Annotated in this window: 23 protein-coding genes; all 23 read right to left on the minus strand. The window is 67.3% G+C overall.

The window, feature by feature from the left end:
- Complete coding sequence (gene rplE, locus ASE15_RS08430; RefSeq protein ID WP_056653785.1) at positions 1 to 573, minus strand: 50S ribosomal protein L5; 573 nt, start codon at positions 571 to 573, stop codon at positions 1 to 3.
- Positions 573 to 914 (minus strand): 50S ribosomal protein L24, encoded by a 342-nt coding sequence (gene rplX, locus ASE15_RS08435; RefSeq protein ID WP_056653782.1) that lies wholly within the window; start codon positions 912 to 914, stop codon positions 573 to 575. Before rplX ends, rplE begins: the two co-directional genes overlap by 1 nt.
- A gap of 2 nt (positions 915 to 916) precedes the next feature.
- Entirely contained in the window at positions 917 to 1285 is a 369-nt protein-coding gene (rplN, locus tag ASE15_RS08440; RefSeq protein WP_056653778.1) for a 50S ribosomal protein L14, read from the minus strand.
- 204 nt (positions 1286 to 1489) lie between these two features.
- Positions 1490 to 1792, minus strand: coding sequence for a 30S ribosomal protein S17 (gene rpsQ / locus ASE15_RS08445; RefSeq protein ID WP_056653775.1), 303 nt, complete (start codon positions 1790 to 1792; stop codon positions 1490 to 1492).
- A gap of 7 nt (positions 1793 to 1799) precedes the next feature.
- A complete protein-coding gene (rpmC, locus tag ASE15_RS08450) occupies positions 1800 to 2039 on the minus strand; it encodes a 50S ribosomal protein L29 (RefSeq protein ID WP_056653772.1) in 240 nt (79 codons plus the stop codon).
- Complete coding sequence (gene rplP, locus ASE15_RS08455; RefSeq protein WP_056653770.1) at positions 2039 to 2458, minus strand: 50S ribosomal protein L16; 420 nt, start codon at positions 2456 to 2458, stop codon at positions 2039 to 2041. Before rplP ends, rpmC begins: the two co-directional genes overlap by 1 nt.
- 2 nt (positions 2459 to 2460) lie before the next feature.
- Positions 2461 to 3303, minus strand: coding sequence for a 30S ribosomal protein S3 (rpsC, locus tag ASE15_RS08460; protein WP_030151934.1), 843 nt, complete (start codon positions 3301 to 3303; stop codon positions 2461 to 2463).
- Entirely contained in the window at positions 3303 to 3674 is a 372-nt protein-coding gene (rplV, locus tag ASE15_RS08465; RefSeq protein ID WP_030151935.1) for a 50S ribosomal protein L22, read from the minus strand. The genes rpsC and rplV overlap by 1 nt, the downstream gene beginning before the upstream one ends.
- 70 nt (positions 3675 to 3744) lie before the next feature.
- Entirely contained in the window at positions 3745 to 4026 is a 282-nt protein-coding gene (rpsS, locus tag ASE15_RS08470) for a 30S ribosomal protein S19 (protein ID WP_012867940.1), read from the minus strand.
- 14 nt (positions 4027 to 4040) lie between these two features.
- Positions 4041 to 4877: a 50S ribosomal protein L2 gene (rplB, locus tag ASE15_RS08475; protein ID WP_056653766.1), complete on the minus strand. Its 837-nt coding sequence runs from the start codon at positions 4875 to 4877 to the stop codon at positions 4041 to 4043.
- Positions 4878 to 4910: 33 nt separating this feature from the next.
- On the minus strand, positions 4911 to 5213 hold the full coding sequence (rplW, locus tag ASE15_RS08480; protein WP_056653763.1) for a 50S ribosomal protein L23: 303 nt from the start codon (positions 5211 to 5213) through the stop codon (positions 4911 to 4913).
- Positions 5210 to 5911: a 50S ribosomal protein L4 gene (gene rplD / locus ASE15_RS08485; RefSeq protein WP_056653761.1), complete on the minus strand. Its 702-nt coding sequence runs from the start codon at positions 5909 to 5911 to the stop codon at positions 5210 to 5212. The genes rplW and rplD overlap by 4 nt, the downstream gene beginning before the upstream one ends.
- Before the next feature lie 5 nt (positions 5912 to 5916).
- Complete coding sequence (gene rplC, locus ASE15_RS08490) at positions 5917 to 6579, minus strand: 50S ribosomal protein L3 (RefSeq protein WP_056653758.1); 663 nt, start codon at positions 6577 to 6579, stop codon at positions 5917 to 5919.
- A 14-nt stretch (positions 6580 to 6593) separates the two neighbouring features.
- A complete protein-coding gene (rpsJ, locus tag ASE15_RS08495) occupies positions 6594 to 6902 on the minus strand; it encodes a 30S ribosomal protein S10 (RefSeq protein WP_012867945.1) in 309 nt (102 codons plus the stop codon).
- Between the two features lie 1018 nt (positions 6903 to 7920).
- A complete protein-coding gene (tuf, locus tag ASE15_RS08500; protein WP_056653755.1) occupies positions 7921 to 9111 on the minus strand; it encodes an elongation factor Tu in 1191 nt (396 codons plus the stop codon).
- A gap of 118 nt (positions 9112 to 9229) precedes the next feature.
- Positions 9230 to 11335: an elongation factor G gene (gene fusA / locus ASE15_RS08505; protein ID WP_056653753.1), complete on the minus strand. Its 2106-nt coding sequence runs from the start codon at positions 11333 to 11335 to the stop codon at positions 9230 to 9232.
- 108 nt (positions 11336 to 11443) lie between these two features.
- On the minus strand, positions 11444 to 11914 hold the full coding sequence (gene rpsG / locus ASE15_RS08510) for a 30S ribosomal protein S7 (RefSeq protein WP_030151942.1): 471 nt from the start codon (positions 11912 to 11914) through the stop codon (positions 11444 to 11446).
- Positions 11914 to 12288: a 30S ribosomal protein S12 gene (gene rpsL / locus ASE15_RS08515; RefSeq protein ID WP_021479869.1), complete on the minus strand. Its 375-nt coding sequence runs from the start codon at positions 12286 to 12288 to the stop codon at positions 11914 to 11916. Before rpsL ends, rpsG begins: the two co-directional genes overlap by 1 nt.
- 380 nt (positions 12289 to 12668) lie before the next feature.
- Positions 12669 to 16538 (minus strand): DNA-directed RNA polymerase subunit beta', encoded by a 3870-nt coding sequence (locus ASE15_RS08520; protein WP_056653751.1) that lies wholly within the window; start codon positions 16536 to 16538, stop codon positions 12669 to 12671.
- Positions 16539 to 16667: 129 nt separating this feature from the next.
- Positions 16668 to 20192 carry a DNA-directed RNA polymerase subunit beta gene (gene rpoB / locus ASE15_RS08525; protein WP_056762583.1) on the minus strand — a complete coding sequence of 1175 codons (3525 nt, stop codon included), beginning with the start codon at positions 20190 to 20192 and terminating at the stop codon, positions 16668 to 16670.
- 474 nt (positions 20193 to 20666) lie between these two features.
- Entirely contained in the window at positions 20667 to 21050 is a 384-nt protein-coding gene (gene rplL / locus ASE15_RS08530; protein ID WP_030151946.1) for a 50S ribosomal protein L7/L12, read from the minus strand.
- Between the two features lie 108 nt (positions 21051 to 21158).
- Positions 21159 to 21686, minus strand: coding sequence for a 50S ribosomal protein L10 (rplJ, locus tag ASE15_RS08535; RefSeq protein ID WP_030151947.1), 528 nt, complete (start codon positions 21684 to 21686; stop codon positions 21159 to 21161).
- Between the two features lie 357 nt (positions 21687 to 22043).
- The gene (locus ASE15_RS08540; RefSeq protein ID WP_056653745.1) at positions 22044 to 24614 is read right to left on the minus strand and encodes a CHAT domain-containing protein; all 2571 of its coding nucleotides are present in this window, start codon (positions 24612 to 24614) and stop codon (positions 22044 to 22046) included.
- Positions 24615 to 24617: the final 3 nt, after the last annotated feature.

Here is a 24617-nt window from a genome sequence, read left to right on the forward strand (position 1 = left end):
TCAGTTCTGCTCCTTGAAGGGGAAGCCGAGACGGCGCAGCAGGGAGCGGCCCTCGTCATCGGTCGTCGCCGTCGTCACGATCGTGATGTCCATACCGCGGACGCGATCGATCTTGTCCTGGTCGATCTCGTGGAACATCGACTGCTCCGTGAGACCGAAGGTGTAGTTGCCGTGTCCGTCGAACTGCTTGGGCGACAGGCCGCGGAAGTCGCGGATACGCGGCAGCGCGATGGACAGCAGGCGGTCGAGGAACTCCCACATGCGCTCGCCGCGCAGCGTGACGTGCGCGCCGATCGGCATGCCCTCACGCAGCTTGAACTGAGCGATGGACTTGCGGGCCTTGGTGACCTGCGGCTTCTGGCCGGTGATGGCCGAGAGGTCGCGGATGGCACCCTCGATGAGCTTCGAGTCCTTGGCCGCGTCGCCGACACCCATGTTGACGACGATCTTCGTCAGTCGTGCAACCTGGTTGACGTTCTCGTGGCCGAACTCCTCGAGGAGGCCGGCGACGATCTCGTCGCGGTAGCGCTGCTTGAGACGCGCGATCTCCGGGGCTTGCAGTTCAGTGCTCATCAGATGTCCTTACCGGAACGCTTGGCGACGCGCACGCGGACGTTACGCGTACGGCCGTCACGCTCGACCTCTTCGGTGCGGTACCCGACGCGGGTGCCCTTCTTGGTCTCCGGGTCGACGACCATCACGTTGCTCACGTGGATCGGCGCCTCGACGACCTCGATGCCACCGGTACGCGTCCCACGCTGGGACTGACCCACCTTGGTGTGCTTCGTGACGCGGTTGATGCCCTCGACGATCACGCGGTCGGAGTCCGTGAGGACCTCGAGCACGCGACCCTGCTGAGTGCGGTCCTTGCCAGAGATGACGACCACCAGGTCGCCCTTCTTGATCTTCGCCATGTTCAGAGCACCTCCGGAGCCAGCGAGATGATCTTCATGAACCGCTTGTCGCGCAGCTCGCGGCCCACGGGGCCGAAGATGCGCGTGCCACGGGGCTCGCCGTCGTTCTTGAGGATCACGGCCGCGTTCTCGTCAAACTTGATGTAGGAACCGTCCGGACGACGGCGCTCCTTGGCGGTGCGGACGATGACCGCCTTCACGACATCGCCCTTCTTCACGTTGCCGCCGGGGATAGCGTCCTTGACGGTTGCGACGATGACGTCGCCGATTCCGGCGTAGCGACGGCCCGAACCACCGAGAACACGGATGCAGAGAATCTCCTTCGCACCCGTGTTGTCGGCGACGCGAAGTCGCGACTCCTGCTGGATCATGTAATGAACTCCTGTCGTCGAGCTGGTTCTCGCTGAGCGAGCCTTGCCGAACGGATAGCTGTCAGTGCCGGGTCCCTTGCGGGTGAACCGGCCAGGCGCGGCGGGGTACCGCCACCCTGTCTACTGGTTGCCGCACCTTGGTGCGGCCCGAGACCGGTCGTGACGGGCGGGATCCCGCCCGTCACGACCTGGTAGGCCCAGGGCCTACTTGGCCTTCTCGAGGATCTCCACCAGGCGCCACCGCTTGGTCGCGGACAGCGGGCGGGTCTCCATGATAAGGACGAGGTCACCGACGCCGGCAGCATTCTGCTCGTCGTGGACCTTGACCTTGCTCGTGCGCCGGATGACCTTGCCGTAGAGCGGGTGCTTGACCCGGTCCTCGACCTCGATCACGACGGTCTTGTCCATCTTGTCGCTCACCACGTAGCCGCGCCGCGTCTTGCGGTTGGCGCGCTGGTCAGCGGCCGTCTCGGTCACCGGTGCGGCGTTCGTTGCGTTCTCGCTCATTCCAGCCTCACTCACTCACGCTCGGTGCGGTACGGATACCGAGCTCGCGCTCACGCAGGATCGTGTAGATCCGCGCGATGTCGCGACGCACGGCCTTCAGGCGACCGTGGCTCTCCAGCTGACCGGTGGCCGACTGGAAGCGGAGGTTGAAAAGCTCCTCCTTGGCCTTCTTCAGCTCGGCGACGAGCTTCTCGTCATCGAACGTGTCCAGCTCGCTCGAACCCAGTTCCTTGGTTCCGATAGCCATCAGTTGCCACCACCCTCGCGCACCACGAAACGGCACTTCATCGGGAGCTTGTGGATCGCGCGGCGCATGGCCTCGCGAGCCAGGGGCTCCGGTACACCGGCCAGCTCGAAGATGATACGGCCGGGCTTGACGTTGGAGATCCACCACTCGGGCGAACCCTTACCAGAACCCATGCGGGTCTCCGCCGGCTTCTTGGTCAGCGGACGGTCCGGGTAGATGTTGATCCAGACCTTTCCGCCTCGCTTGATGTGGCGGGTCATCGCGATACGAGCAGCCTCGATCTGGCGGTTCGTGACGTATGCAGGCTCGAGAGCCTGGATGCCGAACTCGCCGAACGCGATCTGGTTGCCACCCTTCGAGGCGCCGGAGCGCGAGGGGTGGTGCTGCTTGCGGTGCTTCAGCCTGCGCGGGATCAGCATGCTCAGGCCTCCGTTCCGGACTCAGGAGCCTTCTCGGCGACAGGTGCCTCCGCCCCTGCAGCTGCAGGTGCCTCGGACTGCGCCGGACGCTCGTTGCGACGACCAGCACCGCGACGGTCTCCACCACGGTCAGGACGGTCGCCACCGCGGGGGCCACCACGGCCCTGGCGGGGAGCGGCGGTCGCCTGCTGCGCAGCGAACTCCTTCTCGGTCATGTCGCCCTTGTAGATCCACACCTTGACGCCGATACGGCCGAAGGTGGTGCGGGCCTCGAAGAAGCCGTAGTCGATGTTCGCGCGGAGCGTGTGCAGCGGCACACGGCCTTCGCGGTAGAACTCCGAGCGGCTCATCTCGGCGCCGCCGAGACGACCCGAGCACTGGACACGGATGCCCTTGGCGCCGGCGCGCTGCGCGGACTGCATGCCCTTGCGCATCGCACGACGGAAGGACACGCGGCTCGCGAGCTGCTCCGCGATCCCCTGGGCCACGAGCTGAGCATCGATCTCAGCGTTCTTGACCTCGAGGATGTTGAGCTGGACCTGCTTGCCCGTGAGCTTCTCGAGCTCGCCGCGGATGCGGTCTGCCTCTGCGCCACGGCGGCCGATGACGATGCCCGGACGTGCGGTGTGGATGTCCACACGAACACGGTCGCGGGTGCGCTCGATCTCGACCTTGGAGATGCCGGCACGCTCGAGGCCCGTGGCCATGAGCTTGCGGATCTGGACGTCCTCACGGACGTAGTCGCGGTACCGCTGTCCGGGCTTGGTGCTGTCGGCGAACCAACGCGACCGGTGGTCGGTGGTGATGCCGAGGCGGTACCCGTGCGGGTGAACCTTCTGTCCCACTATCGGGCCCTTCCCTTCGTGTCTTCGCGCGGAACGAGAACCACGGTGATGTGGCTCGTCCGCTTGAGGATCTGGCTCGCGCGCCCCTGAGCGCGAGGCCGGAACCGCTTGAGGGTCGGGCCCTCGTCCACGAACGCCTGGGCAACGACGAGCTCCTGCTCGTCGAATGCCACGCTCGCGCGGTCGGCCTTCACCCGTGCGTTCGCGATCGCGCTCTCCACGACCTTGCGGATGGGCTCACTCGCGGCCTGCGGTGCGAACTTCAGCACCGCGACGGCCTCGGTGGCCTGCTTGCCACGGATGAGGTCCACGACGCGCCGGGCCTTCTGGGGCGTGACACGGACGAACCGCGCCTGCGCCTTGGCTTCCATTGCTGTCCTGCCTTCTTGTCTCGTCATGACGTTCGGAGTCGTCGTCTCTTGATCTGCGTCTGCACGCAGATCAGCGACGACGGCCCTTCTTGTCGTCCTTCACGTGGCCGCGGAAGGTCCGGGTGGGTGCGAACTCGCCGAGCTTGTGGCCAACCATCGACTCGGTGACGAACACCGGAGTGTGCTTGCGTCCGTCGTGCACGGCAAAAGTGTGACCGAGGAAGTCGGGCGTGATGACCGACCGACGGGACCAGGTCTTGATGACGTTCTTGGTCCCCTTCTCGTTCTGGACGTCCACCTTCTTCTGAAGGTGTCCATCGACGAAGGGGCCCTTCTTCAGGCTGCGTGGCATCTGTCAGGCTCCTATCAGCGCTTCTTGCCGGTACGGCGACGACGCACGATCAGCTTGTCGCTCGGCTTGTTGGGACGGCGGGTACGACCTTCGGCCTGGCCCCAGGGGCTGACCGGGTGACGTCCACCGGAGGTCTTGCCTTCACCACCACCGTGAGGGTGGTCGATCGGGTTCATGGCGACACCACGGACGGAGGGGCGCTTGCCCTTCCAACGCATACGGCCGGCCTTGCCCCAGTTGATGTTCGACTGCTCGGCGTTGCCCACCTCGCCGACCGTCGCGCGGCAGCGCAGGTCGACGTTGCGGATCTCACCGGACGGCATACGCAGCTGGGCGTAGGGTCCGTCCTTGGCGACGAGCTGCACGGAGGCACCAGCCGAACGGGCGATCTTCGCGCCGCCACCGGGCTTGAGCTCGATGGCGTGGATGACCGTACCGGTCGGGATGTTGCGCAACGGCAGGTTGTTGCCGGGCTTGATGTCGGCGCCGGCGCCGTTCTCGATGACGTCGCCCTGCTTCAGCTTGTTCGGCGCGATGATGTAGCGCTTCTCGCCGTCCGCGTAGTGCAGGAGCGCGATGCGTGCCGTGCGGTTGGGGTCGTACTCGATGTGAGCGACCTTCGCGGGCACGCCGTCCTTGTCGTGACGACGGAAGTCGATGACTCGGTATGCGCGCTTGTGGCCACCACCCTTGTGACGGGTGGTGATGCGACCGGTGCTGTTGCGGCCACCGCTCTTGGTGAGCGGACGGACCAGCGACTTCTCCGGCTGCGAGCGCGTGATCTCGACGAAGTCGGCAACGCTCGAGCCGCGGCGGCCGGGCGTCGTCGGCTTGTACTTACGGATTCCCATGGGGATCTGTCCTCAATCTGCTCTCGTCCGGCCTCAGCCGACCGGCCCGCCGAAGATGTCGATCGTGCCCTCGCGGAGGGTGATGATCGCACGCTTGGTGTCCTTGCGCTTGCCCAGTCCGAAACGCGTCCGCCGGGTCTTGCCCTTGCGGTTGATCGTGTTCACGGAGGCAACCTTGACCGAGAAGATCTGCTCGACAGCGATCTTGATCTCGGTCTTGTTGGCCCGCGGGTCCACGAGGAAGGTGTACTTACCCTCGTCGAGGAGCCCGTAGCTCTTCTCGGAGACCACCGGCGCGAGCAGGATGTCGCGGGGGTCCTTCGTCACGGCGGTCACTTCGCGGCCTCCTCGGCCTCGTCAGCTGCTTCCGACTCGGACGCGACGGCCTTGACCGACGAGCCCGTGGCGGGTCCGGCGAGGAACGCAGCGAGTGCGCCCTCGGTGAAGACCACGTCGTCGGAGACCAGCACGTCGTAGGTGTTCAGCTGGTCAGCGACCAGGAGGTGCACCTGCTCCGCGTTGCGGAGGGACTTGCTCGTCAGCTCGTCGCCGCGCTCCAGCACCACGAGCACGTGCTTGCGGGGAGAGAGGTTGGCGAGCGAGGAGATCGCGGCCTTGGTCGACGGCTGGCCGTCGATCCCGAAGCCGGACACGACGTGGACACGGCCTGCACGAGCCCGGTCGGAGAGGGCGCCGCGCAGGGCAGCAGCCTTCATCTTCTTGGGGGTGCGCTGGCTGTAGTCGCGCGGCGTCGGGCCGTGAACGACCCCACCGCCGGCGAACTGAGGCGCACGGGTCGAACCCTGACGGGCGCGGCCGGTGCCCTTCTGCTTGTACGGCTTGCGTCCACCACCGCGGACCTCGCCGCGGCTCTTGGTGTCGTGCGTGCCCTGACGGGCTGCAGCGAGCTGCGCGACGACAACCTGGTGGATCAGCGGGACGTTCGTCTGGACGTCGAACACCTCGGCGGGAAGCTCGGCGGTGCCGGCCTTCTTGCCCGTGGCGTCGAGGACGTCAACAGTGAGAGCTGCCATGAGTGTCATGCTCCCTTCACGGCGCTACGCACGAGGACGACGCCGCCCTTGGGGCCGGGCACTGCGCCCTTGACGAGCAGCAGACCCTTCTCTGCGTCGACCGCGTGGACGGTCAGGTTCTGCGTGGTCTGCTGGTCGAAACCCATGCGACCAGCCATGCGCACGCCCTTGAAGACTCGACCCGGGGTCGAGGCCCCACCGATCGAACCAGGCTTGCGGTGGTTACGGTGTGCACCGTGGGAGGCAGGCGCGCCGTGGAAGCCGTGACGCTTCATGACACCGGCCGTGCCCTTGCCCTTGGTGGTGCCCTGGACGTCGACCTTCGCGCCGGCCGTGAAGACCTCCGCGGTGATCTCCTGGCCGAGGGTGTACTCACCGGCGTTGGTCGTGCGGACCTCGGTCACGTGACGGCGCGGCGTGACGCCGGCCTTCTCGAAGTGACCCTTGAGGGGCTTCGTGACCTTGCGCGGGTCGATCTGGCCTGCAGCCAGCTGGACCGCGCTGTAGCCGTCGACCTCGTCGGTACGGACCTGGGTCACGACGTTCGTGCCCACGGCAACGACCGTGACGGGAACCAGGCGACCGGCCTCGTCCCAGAGCTGGGTCATGCCGAGCTTCGTGCCGAGCACGGCCGTGACGGGCCGCTCGTTCTGCTGGGGGGTAGTCATGTTGTCCTCCCGCCTCAGAGCTTGATCTCGATGTTCACGTCCGCAGGCAGGTCGAGACGCATGAGCGAGTCGACGGCCTTCGGAGTGGGATCGATGATGTCGATAAGCCGCTTGTGCGTGCGCATCTCGAAGTGCTCGCGGCTGTCCTTGTACTTGTGAGGCGACCGGATGACGCAGAAGACGTTCTTCTCCGTCGGCAGCGGCACCGGGCCCACGACCGTTGCACCAGCGCGGGTGACAGTGTCGACGATCTTGCGCGCCGAGCTGTCAATCACCTCGTGGTCGTAGGACTTGAGCCGGATGCGGATCTTCTGTCCCGCCATGGCGTCGTCTGACTCTCTCTCTCGAACCGCTAGCTGTCCGACCCCCGCGCTCGGGCGTGTCGCCTATCGCGACATACCCAGCGCACGCACCGAGGAACGGTGCAGGGCCGTTGGATATGTGAACCGCTCACGCATCGGGCCAACTTCTGGCGCCCGACGGCGTCACAGCCGTTCACAACGTTGTCGAGCCTGTGCAGAACCTGAGCTCCGCGGGGTCCTCGATCCGTATCGACAGAGAGTTCAACCCGCGGCAACCCCGGAATACCGAGGTCCGCATGCTTAGCGGTTCAACACACTGTTCGACACATGAAAGAGCGCACCCGTAACAGGCAACCTGAACAGTCTGCCACAGGAAGCCGTGGAAGACCAATCATGGTGCGTGTGACTCTGCCCTCAGAGGGACTGTCCCCACGCTCCGACCGACACGCTCACGCGCAGTGCGGGCTTGTCGGTCCTTCTAGGGTAACCGCCCGGACGGGCCTCGCAGGACGAAGTGACCGCCCTCACACCCGCGATCGGCCCGGCATTGGGAACCATGGACCGCCCACGCGCGCCTCACCTGCATCGATGCGACGCGACGACGCCCCCACCAGATTCCAGATCGGTGGGAGATCACACCGCCGGAACCTGCCGATCCGCCCCGCACACCCCCGCTCGAGGCGCCTCGCACGACCGGACACGACCCCAGGCCGGCGGTGAGTCGCTCGATGGAGCCTCGCTCTGCCCTCTCGCCCGCGACCGCACGGAGCGACGGCGCCCACCGGCTCGTCAGGCGACTCGACGTCCGCGGGCGGTCCCTGGCAGCTCGACCTTCGACATCAGGCCCACCGGCACCAGTACGCGAGGACGCCGGCGTCGCGGCGCGCCGTCGGCGTCCGGGTCAGGCACGGCCGGCCAGGCGTCCGGGGACGACGAAGGGCCCGGGTACCTTGCGGTACCCGGGCCCTTCGGTCAATCCTTCCCGGCTCCCCGAGCGCGAGGCTCAGGAGCTGCCGGGGTGGATCAGGTGGTCAGAAGATCACTTGATGATCTTCGTGACACGGCCCGAACCGACCGTACGGCCGCCCTCACGGATGGCGAAGCCGAGGCCCTCCTCCATGGCGATCGGCTGGATCAGCGCGACCGTCATCTCGGTGTTGTCACCAGGCATGACCATCTCGGTGCCCTCGGGCAGCGTGATGACGCCGGTGACGTCCGTGGTGCGGAAGTAGAACTGCGGACGGTAGTTCGAGTAGAACGGGTTGTGACGCCCACCCTCGTCCTTGCCCAGGATGTAGACCTGAGCCTCGAAGTCGGTGTGCGGGGTGATCGAACCCGGCTTGACGACGACCTGGCCGCGCTCGACGTCCTCGCGCTTGATGCCGCGGAGCAGAAGACCGGTGTTGTCGCCGGCCTGAGCCTCGTCCATCTGCTTGTGGAACGTCTCGATACCCGTGACCGTGGTCTTCTGCGGGTTGCGGATGCCGACGATCTCGACCTCGGAGTTGACCGCGAGGGTGCCGCGCTCGACCTTGCCGGTGACGACGGTGCCACGACCGGTGATCGTGAAGACGTCCTCGACAGGCATGAGGAAGGGCTTGTCGAGCTCACGGACGGGCTCGGGGACGTTCTCGTCCACGGCCTCCATGAGCGCCTCGACGGACTTGACCCACTCGGGGTCGCCCTCGAGAGCCTTCAGACCGGAGACGCGGACCACGGGGGCCTCGTCGCCGTCGAAGCCCTGCGACGAGAGGAGCTCACGCACCTCCATCTCGACGAGCTCGAGGATTTCCTCGTCCTCGACCATGTCGGACTTGTTCAGCGCGACCAGCAGGTAGGGGACACCCACCTGGCGGGCGAGCAGAACGTGCTCACGCGTCTGGGCCATGGGGCCGTCGGTCGCCGCGACCACGAGGATCGCGCCGTCCATCTGAGCGGCACCGGTGATCATGTTCTTGATGTAGTCGGCGTGCCCGGGAGCGTCGACGTGAGCGTAGTGACGCTTCTCCGTCTCGTACTCGATGTGCGCGATGTTGATCGTGATACCGCGCTGCTTCTCTTCCGGAGCCTTGTCGATCTCGTCGAACTTGAACTCGGGGTTCACGTCCGGGTACTTGTCGTGCAGCACCTTGGAGATCGCTGCCGTCAGGGTCGTCTTACCGTGGTCGACGTGACCGATGGTGCCGACATTGACGTGCGGCTTGGTCCGCTCGAACTTGGCCTTCGCCACTGGGGTCCTCCTGGGACTTGGGTAGTTGTGCCGAACGATGCAGATGCACAAGACATCTGCGGGGCGTGCGGGTCGCTACAGGTTGATGGTTGTTACAGGGTCTTCGACCTGTGGGGACTCACTCGCCCCGGGTCTTCTTGATGATCTCTTCGGCAACGTTCCGAGGGACCTCGGCATAGCTGTCGAATGACATCGAGTACACAGCACGACCCTGGGTCTTGGACCGCAGGTCGCCGATGTACCCGAACATCTCGGACAACGGTACTTGAGCACGGATGACCTTGACACCCGTCGCGTCCTCCATGGACTGGATCATGCCGCGACGAGAGTTGAGGTCACCGATCACGTCGCCCATGTACTCCTCGGGCGTACGCACCTCGACCGCCATGACCGGCTCCAGCAGAACCGGGTCCGCCCGCTTGACGCCCTCCTTGAGGACCATCGAGCCGGCAATCTTGAATGCCATCTCCGAGGAGTCGACATCATGGTACGCGCCGTCGATGAGCGTAGCCTTCACGCCCACGAGCGGGAAGCCGGCGAGGACACCCAGCTGGAGGGCGGCCTGGATACCGGCGTCGACCGACGGGATGTACTCACGCGGGATGCGACCACCGGTGACGGCGTTCTTGAACTCGTAGAGCTCGCCGCCCTCGGTCAGGTCGAGAGGCTCGAAGGTGACCTGCACCTTGGCGAACTGACCCGAACCACCGGTCTGCTTCTTGTGCGTGTAGTCGATCTTCTCCGCCGCGCGGCGGATGGTCTCGCGGTACGCGACCTGCGGCTTGCCGACGTTCGCCTCGACGTTGAACTCGCGACGCATGCGGTCGACGAGGATGTCGAGGTGGAGCTCGCCCATGCCGCCGATGACGGTCTGGCCGGTCTCCTCGTCGAGCTTGACGCGGAAGGTCGGGTCCTCCTCGGCGAGCTTCTGGATGGCGACCGAGAGCTTCTCCTGGTCGGCCTTCGTCTTGGGCTCGATGGCCACGTCGATGACGGGCTCCGGGAAGGTCATCGACTCGAGGACCACGGGGTTCGCGATGTCACACAGGGTGTCACCGGTCGTCGTGTCCTTGAGGCCGATGAACGCGTAGATGTGGCCGGCGCTGCCGAGCTCGACCGCGTTCTCCTTGTTGGAGTGCATCTGGAAGATCTTGCCCAGACGCTCCTTCTTGCCCTTGGTCGCGTTGAGCACCTGGGTGCCCGGCGTGACCTGGCCGGAGTAGACGCGGACGTACGTCAGCTTGCCGAAGAACGGGTGCGAGGCGACCTTGAACGCCAGGGCCGCGAAGGGCTCCGTGGCGTCGGGGTGGCGCTCGACGATCTTCTCCTCGTCCTTGACGTCGTGACCGTTGATGGCCGGGACGTCGAGGGGCGAGGGGAGGTAGTCGATGACCGCGTCGAGCATGGGCTGGACGCCCTTGTTCTTGAACGCGGAGCCGCACAGGACGGGGAAGGCCTCGCCCGAGACGGTGAGCTTGCGGATCGCGGACTTGATCTCCGCGATCGTCAGCTCTTCACCGTTGAGGTACTTCTCGAGAAGCTCCTCGTCGGCCTCGGCGACGTTCTCGACGAGCTCGGCACGGTAGGTCTTGGCCTTCTCGAGGAGGTCCGCGGGGATCTCCTCGATCTCGTAGGCCTCGCCCATCTTGGTCTCGCCGCGCCAGACGAGCGCGCGCATCTCGAGCAGGTCGACGACGCCCGTGAACTCGCTCTCCGAGCCGATCGGCAGCTGGATGACCAGCGGCTTGGCCTTGAGGCGGTTCACGATGGTGTCGACCGTGAAGTAGAAGTCCGCGCCGAGCTTGTCCATCTTGTTGACGAAGCAGATGCGCGGGACGTTGTACTTGTCGGCCTGGCGCCAGACGGTCTCGGACTGGGGCTCGACGCCCTCCTTGCCGTCGAAGACAGCAACAGCGCCGTCGAGCACGCGCAGGGAGCGCTCGACCTCGACCGTGAAGTCCACGTGGCCCGGGGTGTCGATGATGTTGATCTGGTTCTTGTTCCAGAAGCAGGTCACGGCGGCAGACGTGATCGTGATGCCGCGCTCCTTCTCCTGCTCCATCCAGTCGGTCGTCGACGCGCCGTCGTGCGTCTCACCGATCTTGTAGTTCACCCCGGTGTAGAACAGGATGCGCTCGGTGGTCGTGGTCTTACCGGCATCGATGTGGGCCATGATGCCGATGTTGCGGACCTTGTTCAGGTCGGTCAGCACGTCGTGTGCCACGGGTACTTCCCCTTTGTGTGGGTTGAGTCGGGGGCGATGCTTCGACCGAGAGGCCGGCTGGACCCGCCGACGGCCCCGGGGGTGAACCCCCAGGGCCGGTCGGTCGGACTACCAGCGGTAGTGCGCGAAGGCCTTGTTGGACTCGGCCATCTTGTGCATGTCCTCGCGACGCTTGACCGCGGCACCGAGGCCGTTGCTCGCGTCGAGGATCTCGTTCATGAGGCGCTCGGTCATGGTCTTCTCGCGACGGGCGCGCGAGTAGTCCGTGAGCCAGCGCAGCGCGAGCGTCGTGGAACGCGTGGGGCGCACCTCGACGGGGACCTGGTAGGTCGCGCCACCGACACGGCGAGAGCGGACCTCGAGGGCCGGGCGCACGTTCTCGAGCGCACGCTTGAGGACGACGACGGGGTCGCCGTCGGTCTTCGCGCGGACACCCTCGAGGGCACCGTAGACGATCGCCTCGGCGGTCGACTTCTTGCCGTCCAGGAGGACCTTGTTGATGAGCTGCGTGACGACCGGGGAACCGTAGACAGGGTCGACGATGAGCGGCCGCTTCGGGGCGGGGCCCTTACGAGGCATTAGCTCTTCTCCTTCTTGGCGCCGTAGCGGCTGCGAGCCTGCTTGCGGTTCTTGACGCCCTGGGTGTCGAGTGCGCCACGGACGATCTTGTAGCGGACACCGGGGAGGTCCTTCACACGGCCGCCGCGGACGAGCACGATGGAGTGCTCCTGGAGGTTGTGGCCGACACCGGGGATGTACGCGGTGACCTCGACCTGCGAGGACAGCTTCACGCGTGCGACCTTGCGCAGTGCGGAGTTCGGCTTCTTGGGGGTGGTGGTGTACACACGCGTGCACACACCACGCCGCTGCGGGGAACCCTTGAGGGCGGGAGTCTTGGACTTCCCGACCTTCGAGGTCCGCCCCTTGCGGACGAGCTGCTGGATCGTAGGCACTACGTCTCCGTGTCTTCTCGAGCTGGACCGGGGCGAACCCCGGCGGTGGTCTACGGGCTGTGGGCGCCGACGGCAAACGGCACCTGCGACGCAGAGCGTCGCAATCGCCACGTACCACCGGCTCGATGGTCCGGGCCCCGAACCACGGATCATCCGAGGAACACAGGGACCGGAATGCTCGCGCACTCACATCGGCTCGCTGGAGAACACCACAGCGAGCCCGACGGCGCGGGCACGGTCATTCACGATACCTGCCAGTTGGCAGGTAGTCAAAGCGAGAGGGGGTGGTCGCGGCGCGTCGAACGCGCCACGACCACCCCCTGTGCTACTCGCTCCCCCGCGGCCCGACGACGAGATGTCGCCGGGCTGCGGGGACAGGATCAGCGGTAGTCGCCGAAGTCCAGGTCCTCGAGCGGGATCGCCTCGCCGGAGCCCATGCCGAGCCCCTGGAAGTCGATCTCGTCGTAGCCGAAGCTCGGGTAGAGCTCGGTCTTGGCCTGCTCGGTGGGCTCGACCTCGACGTTGCGGTAACGGGGCAGACCCGTACCGGCCGGGATGAGCTTACCGAGGATGACGTTCTCCTTGAGGCCGAGGAGCGGGTCACGACGACCGCTCATCGCTGCCTCGGTGAGGACGCGCGTCGTCTCCTGGAAGGAGGCCGCCGAGAGCCACGAGTCGGTCGCGAGCGACGCCTTCGTGATCCCCATGAGCTCGGGACGGCCGGAGGCCGGCTGGCCCCCCTCCGCCACGGCGCGACGGTTGAGGTCCTCGAAACGTCCACGCTCGGCCAGCTCGCCCGGGAGCAGCTGCGAGTCGCCCGAGTCCAGCACGGTCACGCGACGCAGCATCTGCCGCACGATGACCTCGATGTGCTTGTCGTGGATGTCCACGCCCTGGGAGCGGTAGACCTCCTGGACCTCGTCCACCAGGTGCTTCTGGGTGGCACGGGGGCCGAGGATGCGCAGGACCTTCTTGGGGTCGACCGCACCCTGGACCAGCTGGGTACCGACCTCGACGTGGTCGCCGTCGCTGACGAGGAGGCGCGAACGCTTCGTCACCGGGTAGGCGAGCTCTTCCGAGCCGTCGTCGGGGGTCAGGACGATGCGGCGCGTGCGCTCCGCCTCGTCGATCGTGATCCGACCCGAGAACTCCGCGATGGGGCCCTCACCCTTCGGGGTACGTGCCTCGAAGAGCTCGGTCACACGGGGCAGACCCTGCGTGATGTCGTCCGCGGAGGCCACACCACCGGTGTGGAACGTACGCATCGTCAGCTGGGTACCGGGCTCACCGATCGACTGGGCCGCGATGATGCCGACGGCCTCGCCGATGTCGACGAGCTTGCCCGTGGCCAGCGAACGGCCGTAGCACTTGGCGCACGTACCGACGCGGGACTCGCAGGTCAGGACCGAGCGGACCTTGACCGTGTCGATCCCGGCAGCGAGGAGCGCGTCGATGACCAAGTCACCGGCGTCCTCACCACCCTTGGCGATGAGGTTGCCGTCGGCGTCCTGCACGTCGGAGGCCAGCGTGCGGGAGTAGATGCTCGTCTCGACCTTGTCGTGACGGACCAGGCGGTCGCCGATCTTCTCCCCGACGGGCAGCGTCAGACCACGCTCGGTGCCGCAGTCCTCCTCGCGGACGATGACGTCCTGCGACACGTCGACCAGACGACGGGTCAGGTAACCCGAGTCGGCCGTACGCAGGGCGGTGTCGGCGAGGCCCTTACGGGCACCGTGCGTCGCGATGAAGTACTCGAGGACCGAGAGGCCCTCACGGTAGTTGGACTTGATCGGGCGAGGGATGATCTCACCCTTCGGGTTCGCCACGAGGCCGCGCATACCGGCGATCTGACGGACCTGCATCCAGTTACCACGAGCACCCGAGCCGACCATCGTGTAGACGGTGTTGCGCTCGGGGAAGCTCGCGCGCATCGCGGTGGCGACCTTGTCGGTGGCCTGGGTCCAGATCTCGATGAGCTCCTGACGGCGCTCGTCGTCCGTGATCAGACCACGCTCGTACTCCTGCTGGACCTTGAGCGCACGAGCCTCGTGCTCCTCCAGGATCGCGGCCTTCTCGCTCGGCGTCGCGACGTCGGAGATCGCGATGGTGACACCCGAACGGGTGGCCCAGCGGAAGCCGGCCTCCTTGAGGGCGTCGAGCGAGGCAGCGACCTCGACCTTGGGGTAGGTCTCGGCCAGCTCGTTGACGATCGTCGAGAGCTTCTTCTTGTCGACGATCCCGTTGACGTAGCCGTAGCTGACGGGGAGCGTCTCGTTGAAGAGCGCGCGGCCGAGCGTCGTCGCGAAGACGAACGGCTCGCCCGGGACGAAGCCCTCGGGGGCGTCGCCCTCGGCGAAGACGAGGCCGTCCATGCGGATGCTGACCTCGGCGTTCAGGTCCAGCGTCCCACCGTCGAAGGCCATGATGGCCTCGGCGACGGAACTGAACGCACGCCCTGCACCCTTGGCATCCTTCTTGTCGTTCGTCAGGTGGTACAGGCCGATGATCATGTCCTGCGAGGGCATGGTCACCGGACGGCCGTCCGACGGCTTCAGGATGTTGTTGCTCGAGAGCATGAGGATGCGGGCCTCGGCCTGGGCCTCGGCCGACAGCGGCAGGTGCACGGCCATCTGGTCACCGTCGAAGTCCGCGTTGAACGCGGCACACACGAGCGGGTGCAGGTGGATGGCCTTGCCCTCGACCAGCTGGGGCTCGAACGCCTGGATACCGAGACGGTGCAGCGTCGGTGCACGGTTGAGCAGCACTGGGTGCTCGGTGATGACCTCTTCGAGGACGTCCCACACGACCGGGCGCGCGCGCTCGACCATGCGCTTGGCGCTCTTGATGTTCTGCGCGTGGTTCAGGTCCACGAGGCGCTTCATCACGAAGGGCTTGAAGAGCTCGAGGGCCATCTGCTTCGGCAGACCGCACTGGTGCAGCTTGAGCTGAGGGCCGACCACGATGACCGAACGGCCCGAGTAGTCGACACGCTTGCCGAGCAGGTTCTGACGGAATCGACCCTGCTTGCCCTTGAGCATGTCGGAGATCGACTTCAGCGGACGGTTGCCGGGGCCCGTGACCGGGCGACCACGACGGCCGTTGTCGAAGAGCGAGTCCACAGCTTCCTGCAGCATGCGCTTCTCGTTGTTGACGATGATCTCCGGGGCGCCCAGGTCGAGAAGACGCTTGAGGCGGTTGTTCCGGTTGATCACGCGGCGGTACAGGTCGTTCAGGTCCGAGGTCGCGAAGCGGCCACCGTCGAGCTGCACCATGGGGCGCAGGTCCGGCGGGATGACCGGGACGGCGTCCAGCACCATGCCCGTGGGCGAGTTCGTGGTCGTCAGGAACGCGTTGACGACCTTGAGGCGCTTGAGCGCACGGGTCTTCTTCTGGCCCTTGCCCGAGCGGATGATCTCGCGCAGGAGGTCGGCCTCGGCAGCCAGGTCGAAGTCCTGGAGACGCTTCTGGATCGCCGCGGCGCCCATCGAGCCCTCGAAGTAGTTGCCGTAGCGGTCCTGGAGGGCGCGGTACAGCATCTCGTCGCCCTCGAGGTCGGCGACCTTGAGGTTCTTGAAACGGTCCCAGACCTGGTCCAGGCGGTCGAGCTCGGCGTCGGAACGCTTGCGGATCGCCGCCATCTCGCGCTCGGCCGAGTCGCGGACCTTGCGGCGGGCGTCGGCGCGAGCGCCCTCGGCCTCGAGCGCGGCCAGGTCGGCCTCGAGCTTCTGGGCACGGGTGTTGATGTCGTTGTCGCGACGGTCCGTGATCTCCTTCTTCTCCAGGTCGATCTCGTTCTGGAGGTTGGGGAGGTCTTCCTGACGGCCCTCGACGTCGACCGACGTGATCATGTACGCGGCGAAGTAGATGACCTTCTCGAGGTCCTTCGGCGCGAGGTCGAGGAGGTAACCGAGGCGGGAGGGCACACCCTTGAAGAACCAGATGTGCGTGACAGGAGCGGCGAGCTCGATGTGGCCCATGCGCTCGCGGCGCACCTTCGAGCGCGTCACCTCGACGCCGCAGCGCTCGCAGATGATGCCCTTGAAGCGCACGCGCTTGTACTTGCCGCAGTAGCACTCCCAGTCACGGGTGGGACCGAAGATCTTCTCGCAGAAGAGCCCGTCCTTCTCCGGCTTGAGGGTGCGGTAGTTGATGGTCTCAGGCTTCTTGACCTCGCCGTGAGACCAGTCACGGATGTCGTCTGCCGTGGCCAGTCCGATACGCAGCTCGTCGAAGACATTGACGTCGAGCAAGGTGGTCCTACTTCCTTCGTCTGCCGGCCTGTCCGGGGTTCGTCCCGGCCGGCGCGGTGGAGGTGCTACAGAGTGTCGGGTGGCGGTGGGGGCGGTCGTTCGTCACGAACGCCCCCACCGCTTCCGAGATCAGATCTCGTCGATGCTGGATGCTGCGTTGGGGCGACGCGAGAGGTCGATGCCGAGCTCCTCGGCAGCGCGGTACACGTCGTCGTCCGACTCACGCATCTCGATGGAGACACCGTCGCTGGAGAGCACCTCGACGTTCAGGCACAGCGACTGCATCTCCTTGAGGAGAACCTTGAAGGACTCCGGGATGCCCGAGTCGGGGATGTTCTCGCCCTTGACGATCGCCTCGTAGACCTTGACACGGCCCGGGACGTCGTCGGACTTGATCGTCAGCAGCTCCTGGAGGGTGTACGCCGCGCCATAAGCCTCGAGCGCCCACACCTCCATCTCGCCGAAACGCTGTCCACCGAACTGCGCCTTACCACCCAGCGGCTGCTGCGTGATCATGGAGTACGGACCGGTCGAGCGGGCGTGGATCTTGTCGTCCACCAGGTGGTGGAGCTTCAGGATGTACATGTAGCCCACGGAGACCGGCTCCGGGAACGGCTCGCCGGAGCGGCCGTCGAACAGACGGGCCTTGCCGTCGCGCCCGACCATGCGGTTGCCGTCACGGTTCGGCAGCGTCGTGGAGAGCAGACCCGTGAGGGCTTCCTCCTCGAGGCCGTCGAAGACCGGGGTGGCCACGGGGCGACCGGGCTCGGACGATGCCGCGACGACGGGGAGGCGCTCCTTCCAGGAGAGGTCGCCCTCGCCTGCTGCGCCGTCCGTCTGCGAGATGTCCCAGCCCTGCTTGGCGACCCACCCGAGGTGGGTCTCGAGGACCTGGCCGACGTTCATACGACCGGGGACACCCAGCGGGTTGAGGATGACGTCCACGGGGGTGCCGTCCTCGAGGAAGGGCATGTCCTCGACCGGGAGGATCTTCGAGATGACACCCTTGTTGCCGTGACGGCCGGCGAGCTTGTCGCCGTCCGTGATCTTGCGTCGCTGCGCGATGTAGACGCGGACCAGCTGGTTGACGCCGGCGGGCAGCTCGTCGCCGTCCTCACGGTTGAACTCGCGGACGCCGATGACGGTGCCGGACTCGCCGTGGGGGACCTTGAGCGACGTGTCGCGGACCTCGCGGGCCTTCTCGCCGAAGATGGCGCGCAGCAGGCGCTCCTCGGGGGTCAGCTCGGTCTCGCCCTTGGGCGTGACCTTGCCGACGAGCACGTCGCCCGCGCCGACCTCTGCACCGATGCGGATGACACCGCGCTCGTCGAGGTCCGCCAGGACGTCCTCGGAGACGTTCGGGATGTCCCGCGTGATCTCCTCGGGGCCGAGCTTCGTGTCGCGGGCGTCGACCTCGTGCTCCTCGATGTGGATCGAGGACAGGACGTCGTCCTGCACGAGGCGCTGCGACAGGATGATCGCGTCCTCGTAGTTGTGGCCTTCCCAGGACATGAACGCGACCAGCAGGTTGCGGCCGAGCGACAGCTCGCCCTCGTCGGTCGCCGGGCCGTCGGCCAGCACGGAGCCGACCTCGACGCGTGCTCCCTCGTCGACGACGACGCGCTGGTTGTACGACGTGCCCTGGTTCGAGCGGCGGAACTTGGCCGCGCGGTAGCTCGTCGTGGTCGCGTCGTCGTTGGCGACGACGATCATGTCGGCCGAGACCTCGGTCACGACACCGGGCTTGGTGGCGACGATGACGTCACCGGCGTCGATGGCTGCACGACGCTCCATGCCGGTCCCGACGAGCGGGGCCTCGGAACGGACCAGGGGCACGGCCTGACGCTGCATGTTGGCACCCATGAGTGCGCGGTTGGCGTCGTCGTGCTCGAGGAACGGGATGAGGGCGGTCGCGACCGACACCATCTGGCGCGGCGAGACGTCCATGTAGTCGACCTCGGTGCCGAGGACGTCAGCCGTCTCGCCACCCTTGGTACGGACCAGGACGCGCTCCTGACGGAACGAGCCGTCCACGTTGAGCTCGGTGTTCGCCTGGGCGATGACGTAGCGGTCCTCGTCGTCGGCCGTCAGGTAGACGACCTCGTCGGAGACCTTGCCGTTCTCGACCTTGCGGTACGGCGTCTCGATGAACCCGAACGGGTTGATCCGGCCGTAGGAGGCGAGCGATCCGATCAGACCGATGTTCGGGCCTTCAGGAGTCTCGATGGGGCACATGCGGCCGTAGTGCGACGGGTGGACGTCACGGACCTCCATGCCGGCGCGGTCACGGGACAGACCACCCGGGCCCAGCGCGGACAGACGACGCTTGTGCGTCAGGCCGGCGAGCGGGTTGTTCTGGTCCATGAACTGCGACAGCTGCGAGGTGCCGAAGAACTCCTTGATCGACGCCACCACGGGGCGGATGTTGATCAGGGTCTGCGGCGTGATCGCCTCGACGTCCTGGGTCGTCATGCGCTCGCGCACGACGCGCTCCATGCGCGAGAGACCGGTGCGCACCTGGTTCTGGATGAGCTCACCCACGGCGCGGATACGACGGTTGCCGAAGTGGTCGATGTCGTCGGTCTCGACGCGGATCTCGACGGGCTCGCCGGCACGCGTGCCGGGGAGCGTCGTGACCTCTGCGTGGAGGGCCGCGAGGTACTTGATCGTCGCGACGATGTCCGTGACGGACAGCGTGGAGTCCGCGAGGGGTGCGTCGACGCCGAGCTTCTTGTTCGCCTTGTAGCGGCCGACCTTCGCGAAGTCGTAGCGCTTGGGGTTGAAGTAGAAGTTCTCGAGGAGCGAGCGGCCGGCCTCGACCGTGGGCGGCTCGCCCGGGCGGATCTTGCGGTAGAGGTCGACGAGCGCCTCTTCCTCGGTGTGGACGTGGTCCTTCTCGAGCGTGTCGAGCACGGCCGGGAAGTCCGCGAACTCCTCGCGGATCTGCGACTCGGTCACGCCGAGGGCCTTGAGCAGCACCGTGACGGACTGCTTGCGCTTGCGGTCGACGCGGACGCCCACGGCGTCACGCTTGTCGATCTCGAACTCCAGCCACGCACCGCGCGACGGGATGATCTTCGCGGAGTAGATGTCCTTGTCGCTCGTCTTGTCTGCCTGGCGCTCGAAGTACACGCCGGGCGAACGGACGAGCTGCGAGACGACGACGCGCTCGGTGCCGTTGATGATGAAGGTGCCGCGCGCGGTCATGAGCGGGAAGTCGCCCATGAAGACGGTCTGGCTCTTGATCTCACCGGTGTTGTAGTTCACGAACTCCGCGGTGACGAAGAGCGGTGCGGCGAAGGTGAAGTCCTTCTCCTTGCACTCCTCGGCCGTGTACTTCGGGGGCTCGAAACGGTGGTTCGAGAAGGAGAGAGACATGGAGGAGCCGAAGTCCTCGATCGGGGAGATCTCCTCGAAGATCTCCTCGAGACCCGACGTCGCGGGGACGTCCTGGCGACCGGCAGCAGCCGCGGCGTCGACGCGTGCGCGCCACGCCGGGTTGCCGAGCAGCCAGTCGAAGCTCTCCGTCTGGAGCCCGAGCAGGTCGGGCACCTCGAGAGGCTCGTAGATCTTGGCGAAAGAGACGCGCCGGGAAGCGGTGCGGTTCGCGATAGCGTCGGCGGACGGAGCAGAAGGGGTGCGCGAGGCAGCCAAGAGGGGTCCTTCCCTGCAGATCGATTGCACGCTGTACGCTGCGTGGCTGGAGGACCTCTTCCCCCTGAGGCTGCCGTGGTGCACGATGGACGCACACCGGAGACGGTTCGGGCAGTTCAGAGGGTGCCGAGGGCACACGCGAGCGCAAAGCGCTAGCATACCCGGCCCGGTCAAGCGTGTCCAGCGACGCCAAATCACGGCCTGTCAAGACCGTTGTCGAGCCGCGTTCCACTCCCCCACCGGACCGGTGAGGACATCTTCTCGGTGGCCGCCATATGCCGCCCAAGAACACGAAAAATTCCCTGCCCGACGGCGCCGGTCACCTTCTCCTGGAAGGTGGGCTCCGGCGTCGGGCCGGGAGACGCACAAGCGACGAGAGGCCCGCACCCCGGAGGGTGCGGGCCTCGTCGCCTGTGCTACCTGTCAGGTCGCGCGAGGCGACCTGTCATGCGATACCGCCCCGAAGGGCAGTGATCACTTGACGGTGACGGTTGCGCCGGCGCCCTCGAGGGCAGCCTTGGCCTTGTCAGCAGCGTCCTTGGCGACGTTCTCCAGGACGGGCTTGGGGGCGCCGTCAACGAGGTCCTTGGCCTCCTTCAGGCCGAGGCTCGTGAGGGCACGCACCTCCTTGATGACCTGGATCTTCTTGTCGCCGGCAGCCTCGAGGATGACGTCGAACTCCGTCTTCTCCTCGACCTCCTCGGCGGCAGCGGCCGCGGGGCCTGCAACGGCGACGGCGGCCGGAGCGGCTGCGGTGACCTCGAAAGCGTCCTCGAACGCCTTCACGAACTCAGAGAGCTCGATGAGGGAGAGGCCCTTGAACTGCTCGATGAGCTCTTCGGTGCTGAGCTTCGCCATGATGGCGGTCCTTTCGGTTGGTGCTCGGCAGCGGCCCTGTCAACGATCCACAGAGCCCTGCTGGAAGCAGAGGGGGTGTGTGCGTGCTGCGTGATCCTCCGAGGAGGGTCAGGCTGCAGCGCTCTCCGATTCCTGCTTGAGGCGCAGGGCATCGATGGTGCGAACGGCCTGCGAGGCGGGCGCGTTGAACAGGTATGCCGCCTGGTAGAGCGGCTGCTTGAACGCGCCGGCCAGCTTGGCCAGCAGGACCTCGCGGGACTCGAGGTCCGCGAGCTTGGTGATGTCCGCAGCGGTCAGGGAGCGTCCGTCGAGGACACCGCCCTTGATGACCAGTGCGGGGTTCGCCTTGGCGAAGTCACGCAGGCCCTTGGCCGCCTCGACCGGGTCACCGGTCACGAAGGCGATGGCCGAGGGGCCCTTGAAGTCGGCGTCGATCTCGATGCCGGCTTCCTTGGCCGCGATGGCGGTCAGCGTGTTCTTCACCACGGCGTAGGTTGCGTTGCCGCTGAGCGACCGACGCAGCTGCTTGAGCTGCGCGACGGTGAGCCCGCGGTACTCGGTCAGCACGGCCGCGTTCGACTCGCGGAAGTTCTCCGTGAGCTCTGCGACTGCGGCTGCCTTGTCCGGCCTCGCCATGGCAATCCTTCCGGTGGTGGTGCCACCGGTCTCCGCAGGGCGGGGGCCCTGGGGGGTGAGGTCCTGCGGAGACGAGAAGAGCCCCGCGCAGGCGCGGGGCTCGAAGTGCAGGCTCTCGCCCGCTCCGTGAACTCTCACCTGCGCTGGCCTCCGCACTTCTGCGGGACTTCGGTCCGGACTGCAGCTGACGAGTCAGCGGGCAGGACGGTACGACCGGCGGTCTTGGGTACTGGAACAGAGTACGTGACGCGGGCGTGTGGTCCAAATCCGGCCCGACGGCGCCGCGCACCGCGCGCTCCGGACGGCTCAGGCGGGCGGCGAGCCGCACGCGCGCGGCTCGGATGGTGCTTCACTGCTTCAGAGCGCGAGCGGCCCGAAGCAGACGAGGGGCACCGGCTCGTCCTCGCTCGCGACGGCCGTCGCGAGCGCCTCTCCCGGTGTCGCTCCCGCACGCAGCTCACCGTGGAACTCGGGCATGACCCGTGCGGCGACGTCGTCGCGCAGCGGAGCGACGCTCGCGACGACGGCCCTCGCCCCGAGCCGGAGCAGGACGCTCGTGAGGCCGAGCGGCTCGCCACCGATCCGGACCGACGACAGACCTGCCTCGCACGCCGAGAGGACGACGACGGCACCTCGGAGGTCCACCCCGTCGAGCTCGTGGGCGAACAAGGGACCGTCGGCGAGCCGCAACGACGAGAACAACGGGTTGTCGGTCTCGTGCTTGCCGTGCGTCGCGAGGTGGACGACCCCCGCCCCGGGAAGCCGCTCGATCGTCGCCGCGCACGTCGCGTCCTCACCGGACAGGAGCGTCGCGCTGCCCCACGCGCCGGCCACTGCCTCGGCCTCCGCCTCGGCCGCGCGCAAGCCGGGTCCGGCCACGACCACGACGTCCGGATCGGCCGGTACAGGGGCTGCCTCCTGCAGGTCGATCCAGGAGTTGACCCAGGTCCGGCGACCGACCCTGGACGGGAGCGACGACCACGGGACGGCCAGGAGAAGGTCGCGAGCGGCGACGTGCAGGTCGCCCTGCGCGTCGATCGGGGCGAGGAGCTCGCGATCGAGCCAGGCGAGGCCGCGCTCGAGCGAGGCGCGGGCCGCTGCGCGCATGGGGGCGGGGATCAGGTCGTTCGCCAGGACGTCGAGGTCTGCCCGGGTGCGTCGGATCCGTTCACCGATCTCCGCCATCGGTGCCAGTCGGACCATGCTCAGACCGTATGCGTCCGCACGCAGCACACGGAGCGACTCGTCCGCGACCACGAAGTCCGCGACGACCGTCGACGAGCTCCTCGACGTCAAGGCGCTGCGCAGGCGACGGGCGGTGACGGCGGTCGGCGTCGCGGCTCCCCCTCCCTCCTGCCAGGCCCGACGTCTCGCGGCCTCCTGCAACCGACGGGCCTCGCTCAGGTGCGTACGTCGACGTTCCAGGCGTTCGCCCGAGGGGTTCGCTCCCAGGAGCCTGGCCGACTCGATCTCCTGGCGTGCGCGAGTGAGGAGCTCGGCGGACTCGACGTCCGACGGTGGCCGGACCCTCCCGCTGCCGGCGACGGTCGCGCGCCCACGCTCGACGGCGTCGAGGAGCGCGGAGGCACGTCCGGTGCGAAGGGCCGCGGCCACGTCCACGTGCCCCAGGCGTACGCCGTGCACCGCCGAGGCTGTGATGGCGTCGACGGACCCCACCCCCTCCCGGTGCTCGGCGAGCATGCGCTGGCCCCGGCGCACCGCACGCAGCGCCGCTCCGCGCTCACCCGCGGCGAACGCGAGCTGGGCGGTCACGGCCTGGTGCTGCAGACGCAGCGGCAGCGCCACACGTCCGAGGTGACCCGGCACCTGAGAGAGGACCTCGCGCGCGCCCGCAGGGTCCTTCGCCGCGAGGAACCACTCGGCAGCCAGGAGCTGGGCGGGCACGGTCACCCCCCGGCCGACGGCCGCGCCGAGCGACGTCCCGACGTCTGCGAGCGCGAGCGCGCGAGCGGCCCTCCGCCGGGCCACGCCGATCGAGACGCCGACCGACCGGTCCTCGGCCAGCCGCGCCTGGAGCTCGGCCACCCGAGCCCGTGCAGCCCAGGGATCGTTGCCGATGCGGTCGAACCGGGCCGCTGCAGCACGGGCCTGACGCTGCGCCTCCGCGTAGCGGCGCAACCCCACGAGGCACTGAGCGCGCAAGAGCTCGACCTCGGCGACGTCCCGGACCATCCGGTTGCGGGCCAGGTGCTCGCGCGCCTCGGCGAGCGTCGCGTCCGCGTCCGAGAGCAGTCCTGCCTCCAGAAGAACCTGGGCCTTGTCGATGAGACCGACCGACGCGTGCCGGTCGGGAGCGCCTCTCTCGGCTTCCTCCATGTCACGCAGAGCGCTCGGCAGGTCGCCCCCGAGGTACTTGGCGTATCCGAGGTTGTGCTGCGCCTTGGACGCGAGCAGCGCATCGCCCAGGTCCTCCGCACGACGGACCACCTCGGCGAGGTCCGACTCGGCCCGACCAAGGTTGCCCAGCTCGAGGTGCAGCGACCCCCGGTTGAGGAGGAGGACCGCGGCATCGAGCGGGCGGGCCACGTCGATGAATCGAGCAGCGGCATCCATCTCCTCGACCGCCTCGACGACCCGTCCGGTGCGCAGCCGGAGCAGACCGCGCTGCCCGCCGACCACGAGCTGGAGGTCCTCGGGCCCGTGGGCCTCGACCCACGCCCGGGCCTCCTCGAGGAGATCCAGCGAGCGGTCGACATCGCCCTCGTACTCGAACCTGGAGATCGCCAGACCGATGAGCGCCCGGACGTGCGCGTAGCTCTTGTCCGGGTCCGTCGCGAAGGCCGGCTCCTCGAGGTCCGCGAGGAGAGTGCGGTAGAGCTGAGCGGCCCTGGCGTGACGCCCCCGGGCATTGGTGGCCGACGCGAACTCGAGGCGTGCGCGCAGGGTCTGACCAACGCTGCGCGTCACGCC

Origin of the sequence: Oerskovia sp. Root22 (genome assembly GCF_001429135.1) — a bacterium.
In the GTDB taxonomy this organism is placed as follows: domain Bacteria; phylum Actinomycetota; class Actinomycetes; order Actinomycetales; family Cellulomonadaceae; genus Oerskovia; species Oerskovia enterophila.

What these genes read in the sequence shown, in the direction of transcription:
- rplE (WP_056653785.1), bottom strand. Translation starts at nt 573, where the DNA reads ATGAGCACTGAACTGCAAGCCCCGGAGATCGCGCGTCTCAAGCAGCGC.
- rplX (WP_056653782.1), bottom strand. Translation starts at nt 914, where the DNA reads ATGGCGAAGATCAAGAAGGGCGACCTGGTGGTCGTCATCTCTGGCAAG.
- rplN (WP_056653778.1), bottom strand. Translation starts at nt 1,285, where the DNA reads ATGATCCAGCAGGAGTCGCGACTTCGCGTCGCCGACAACACGGGTGCG.
- rpsQ (WP_056653775.1), bottom strand. Translation starts at nt 1,792, where the DNA reads ATGAGCGAGAACGCAACGAACGCCGCACCGGTGACCGAGACGGCCGCT.
- rpmC (WP_056653772.1), bottom strand. Translation starts at nt 2,039, where the DNA reads ATGGCTATCGGAACCAAGGAACTGGGTTCGAGCGAGCTGGACACGTTC.
- rplP (WP_056653770.1), bottom strand. Translation starts at nt 2,458, where the DNA reads ATGCTGATCCCGCGCAGGCTGAAGCACCGCAAGCAGCACCACCCCTCG.
- rplV (WP_030151935.1), bottom strand. Translation starts at nt 3,674, where the DNA reads ATGGAAGCCAAGGCGCAGGCGCGGTTCGTCCGTGTCACGCCCCAGAAG.
- rpsS (WP_012867940.1), bottom strand. Translation starts at nt 4,026, where the DNA reads ATGCCACGCAGCCTGAAGAAGGGCCCCTTCGTCGATGGACACCTTCAG.
- rplB (WP_056653766.1), bottom strand. Translation starts at nt 4,877, where the DNA reads ATGGGAATCCGTAAGTACAAGCCGACGACGCCCGGCCGCCGCGGCTCG.
- rplD (WP_056653761.1), bottom strand. Translation starts at nt 5,911, where the DNA reads ATGGCAGCTCTCACTGTTGACGTCCTCGACGCCACGGGCAAGAAGGCC.
- rplC (WP_056653758.1), bottom strand. Translation starts at nt 6,579, where the DNA reads ATGACTACCCCCCAGCAGAACGAGCGGCCCGTCACGGCCGTGCTCGGC.
- rpsJ (WP_012867945.1), bottom strand. Translation starts at nt 6,902, where the DNA reads ATGGCGGGACAGAAGATCCGCATCCGGCTCAAGTCCTACGACCACGAG.
- rpsG (WP_030151942.1), bottom strand. Translation starts at nt 11,914, where the DNA reads ATGCCTCGTAAGGGCCCCGCCCCGAAGCGGCCGCTCATCGTCGACCCT.
- rplL (WP_030151946.1), bottom strand. Translation starts at nt 21,050, where the DNA reads ATGGCGAAGCTCAGCACCGAAGAGCTCATCGAGCAGTTCAAGGGCCTC.
- rplJ (WP_030151947.1), bottom strand. Translation starts at nt 21,686, where the DNA reads ATGGCGAGGCCGGACAAGGCAGCCGCAGTCGCAGAGCTCACGGAGAAC.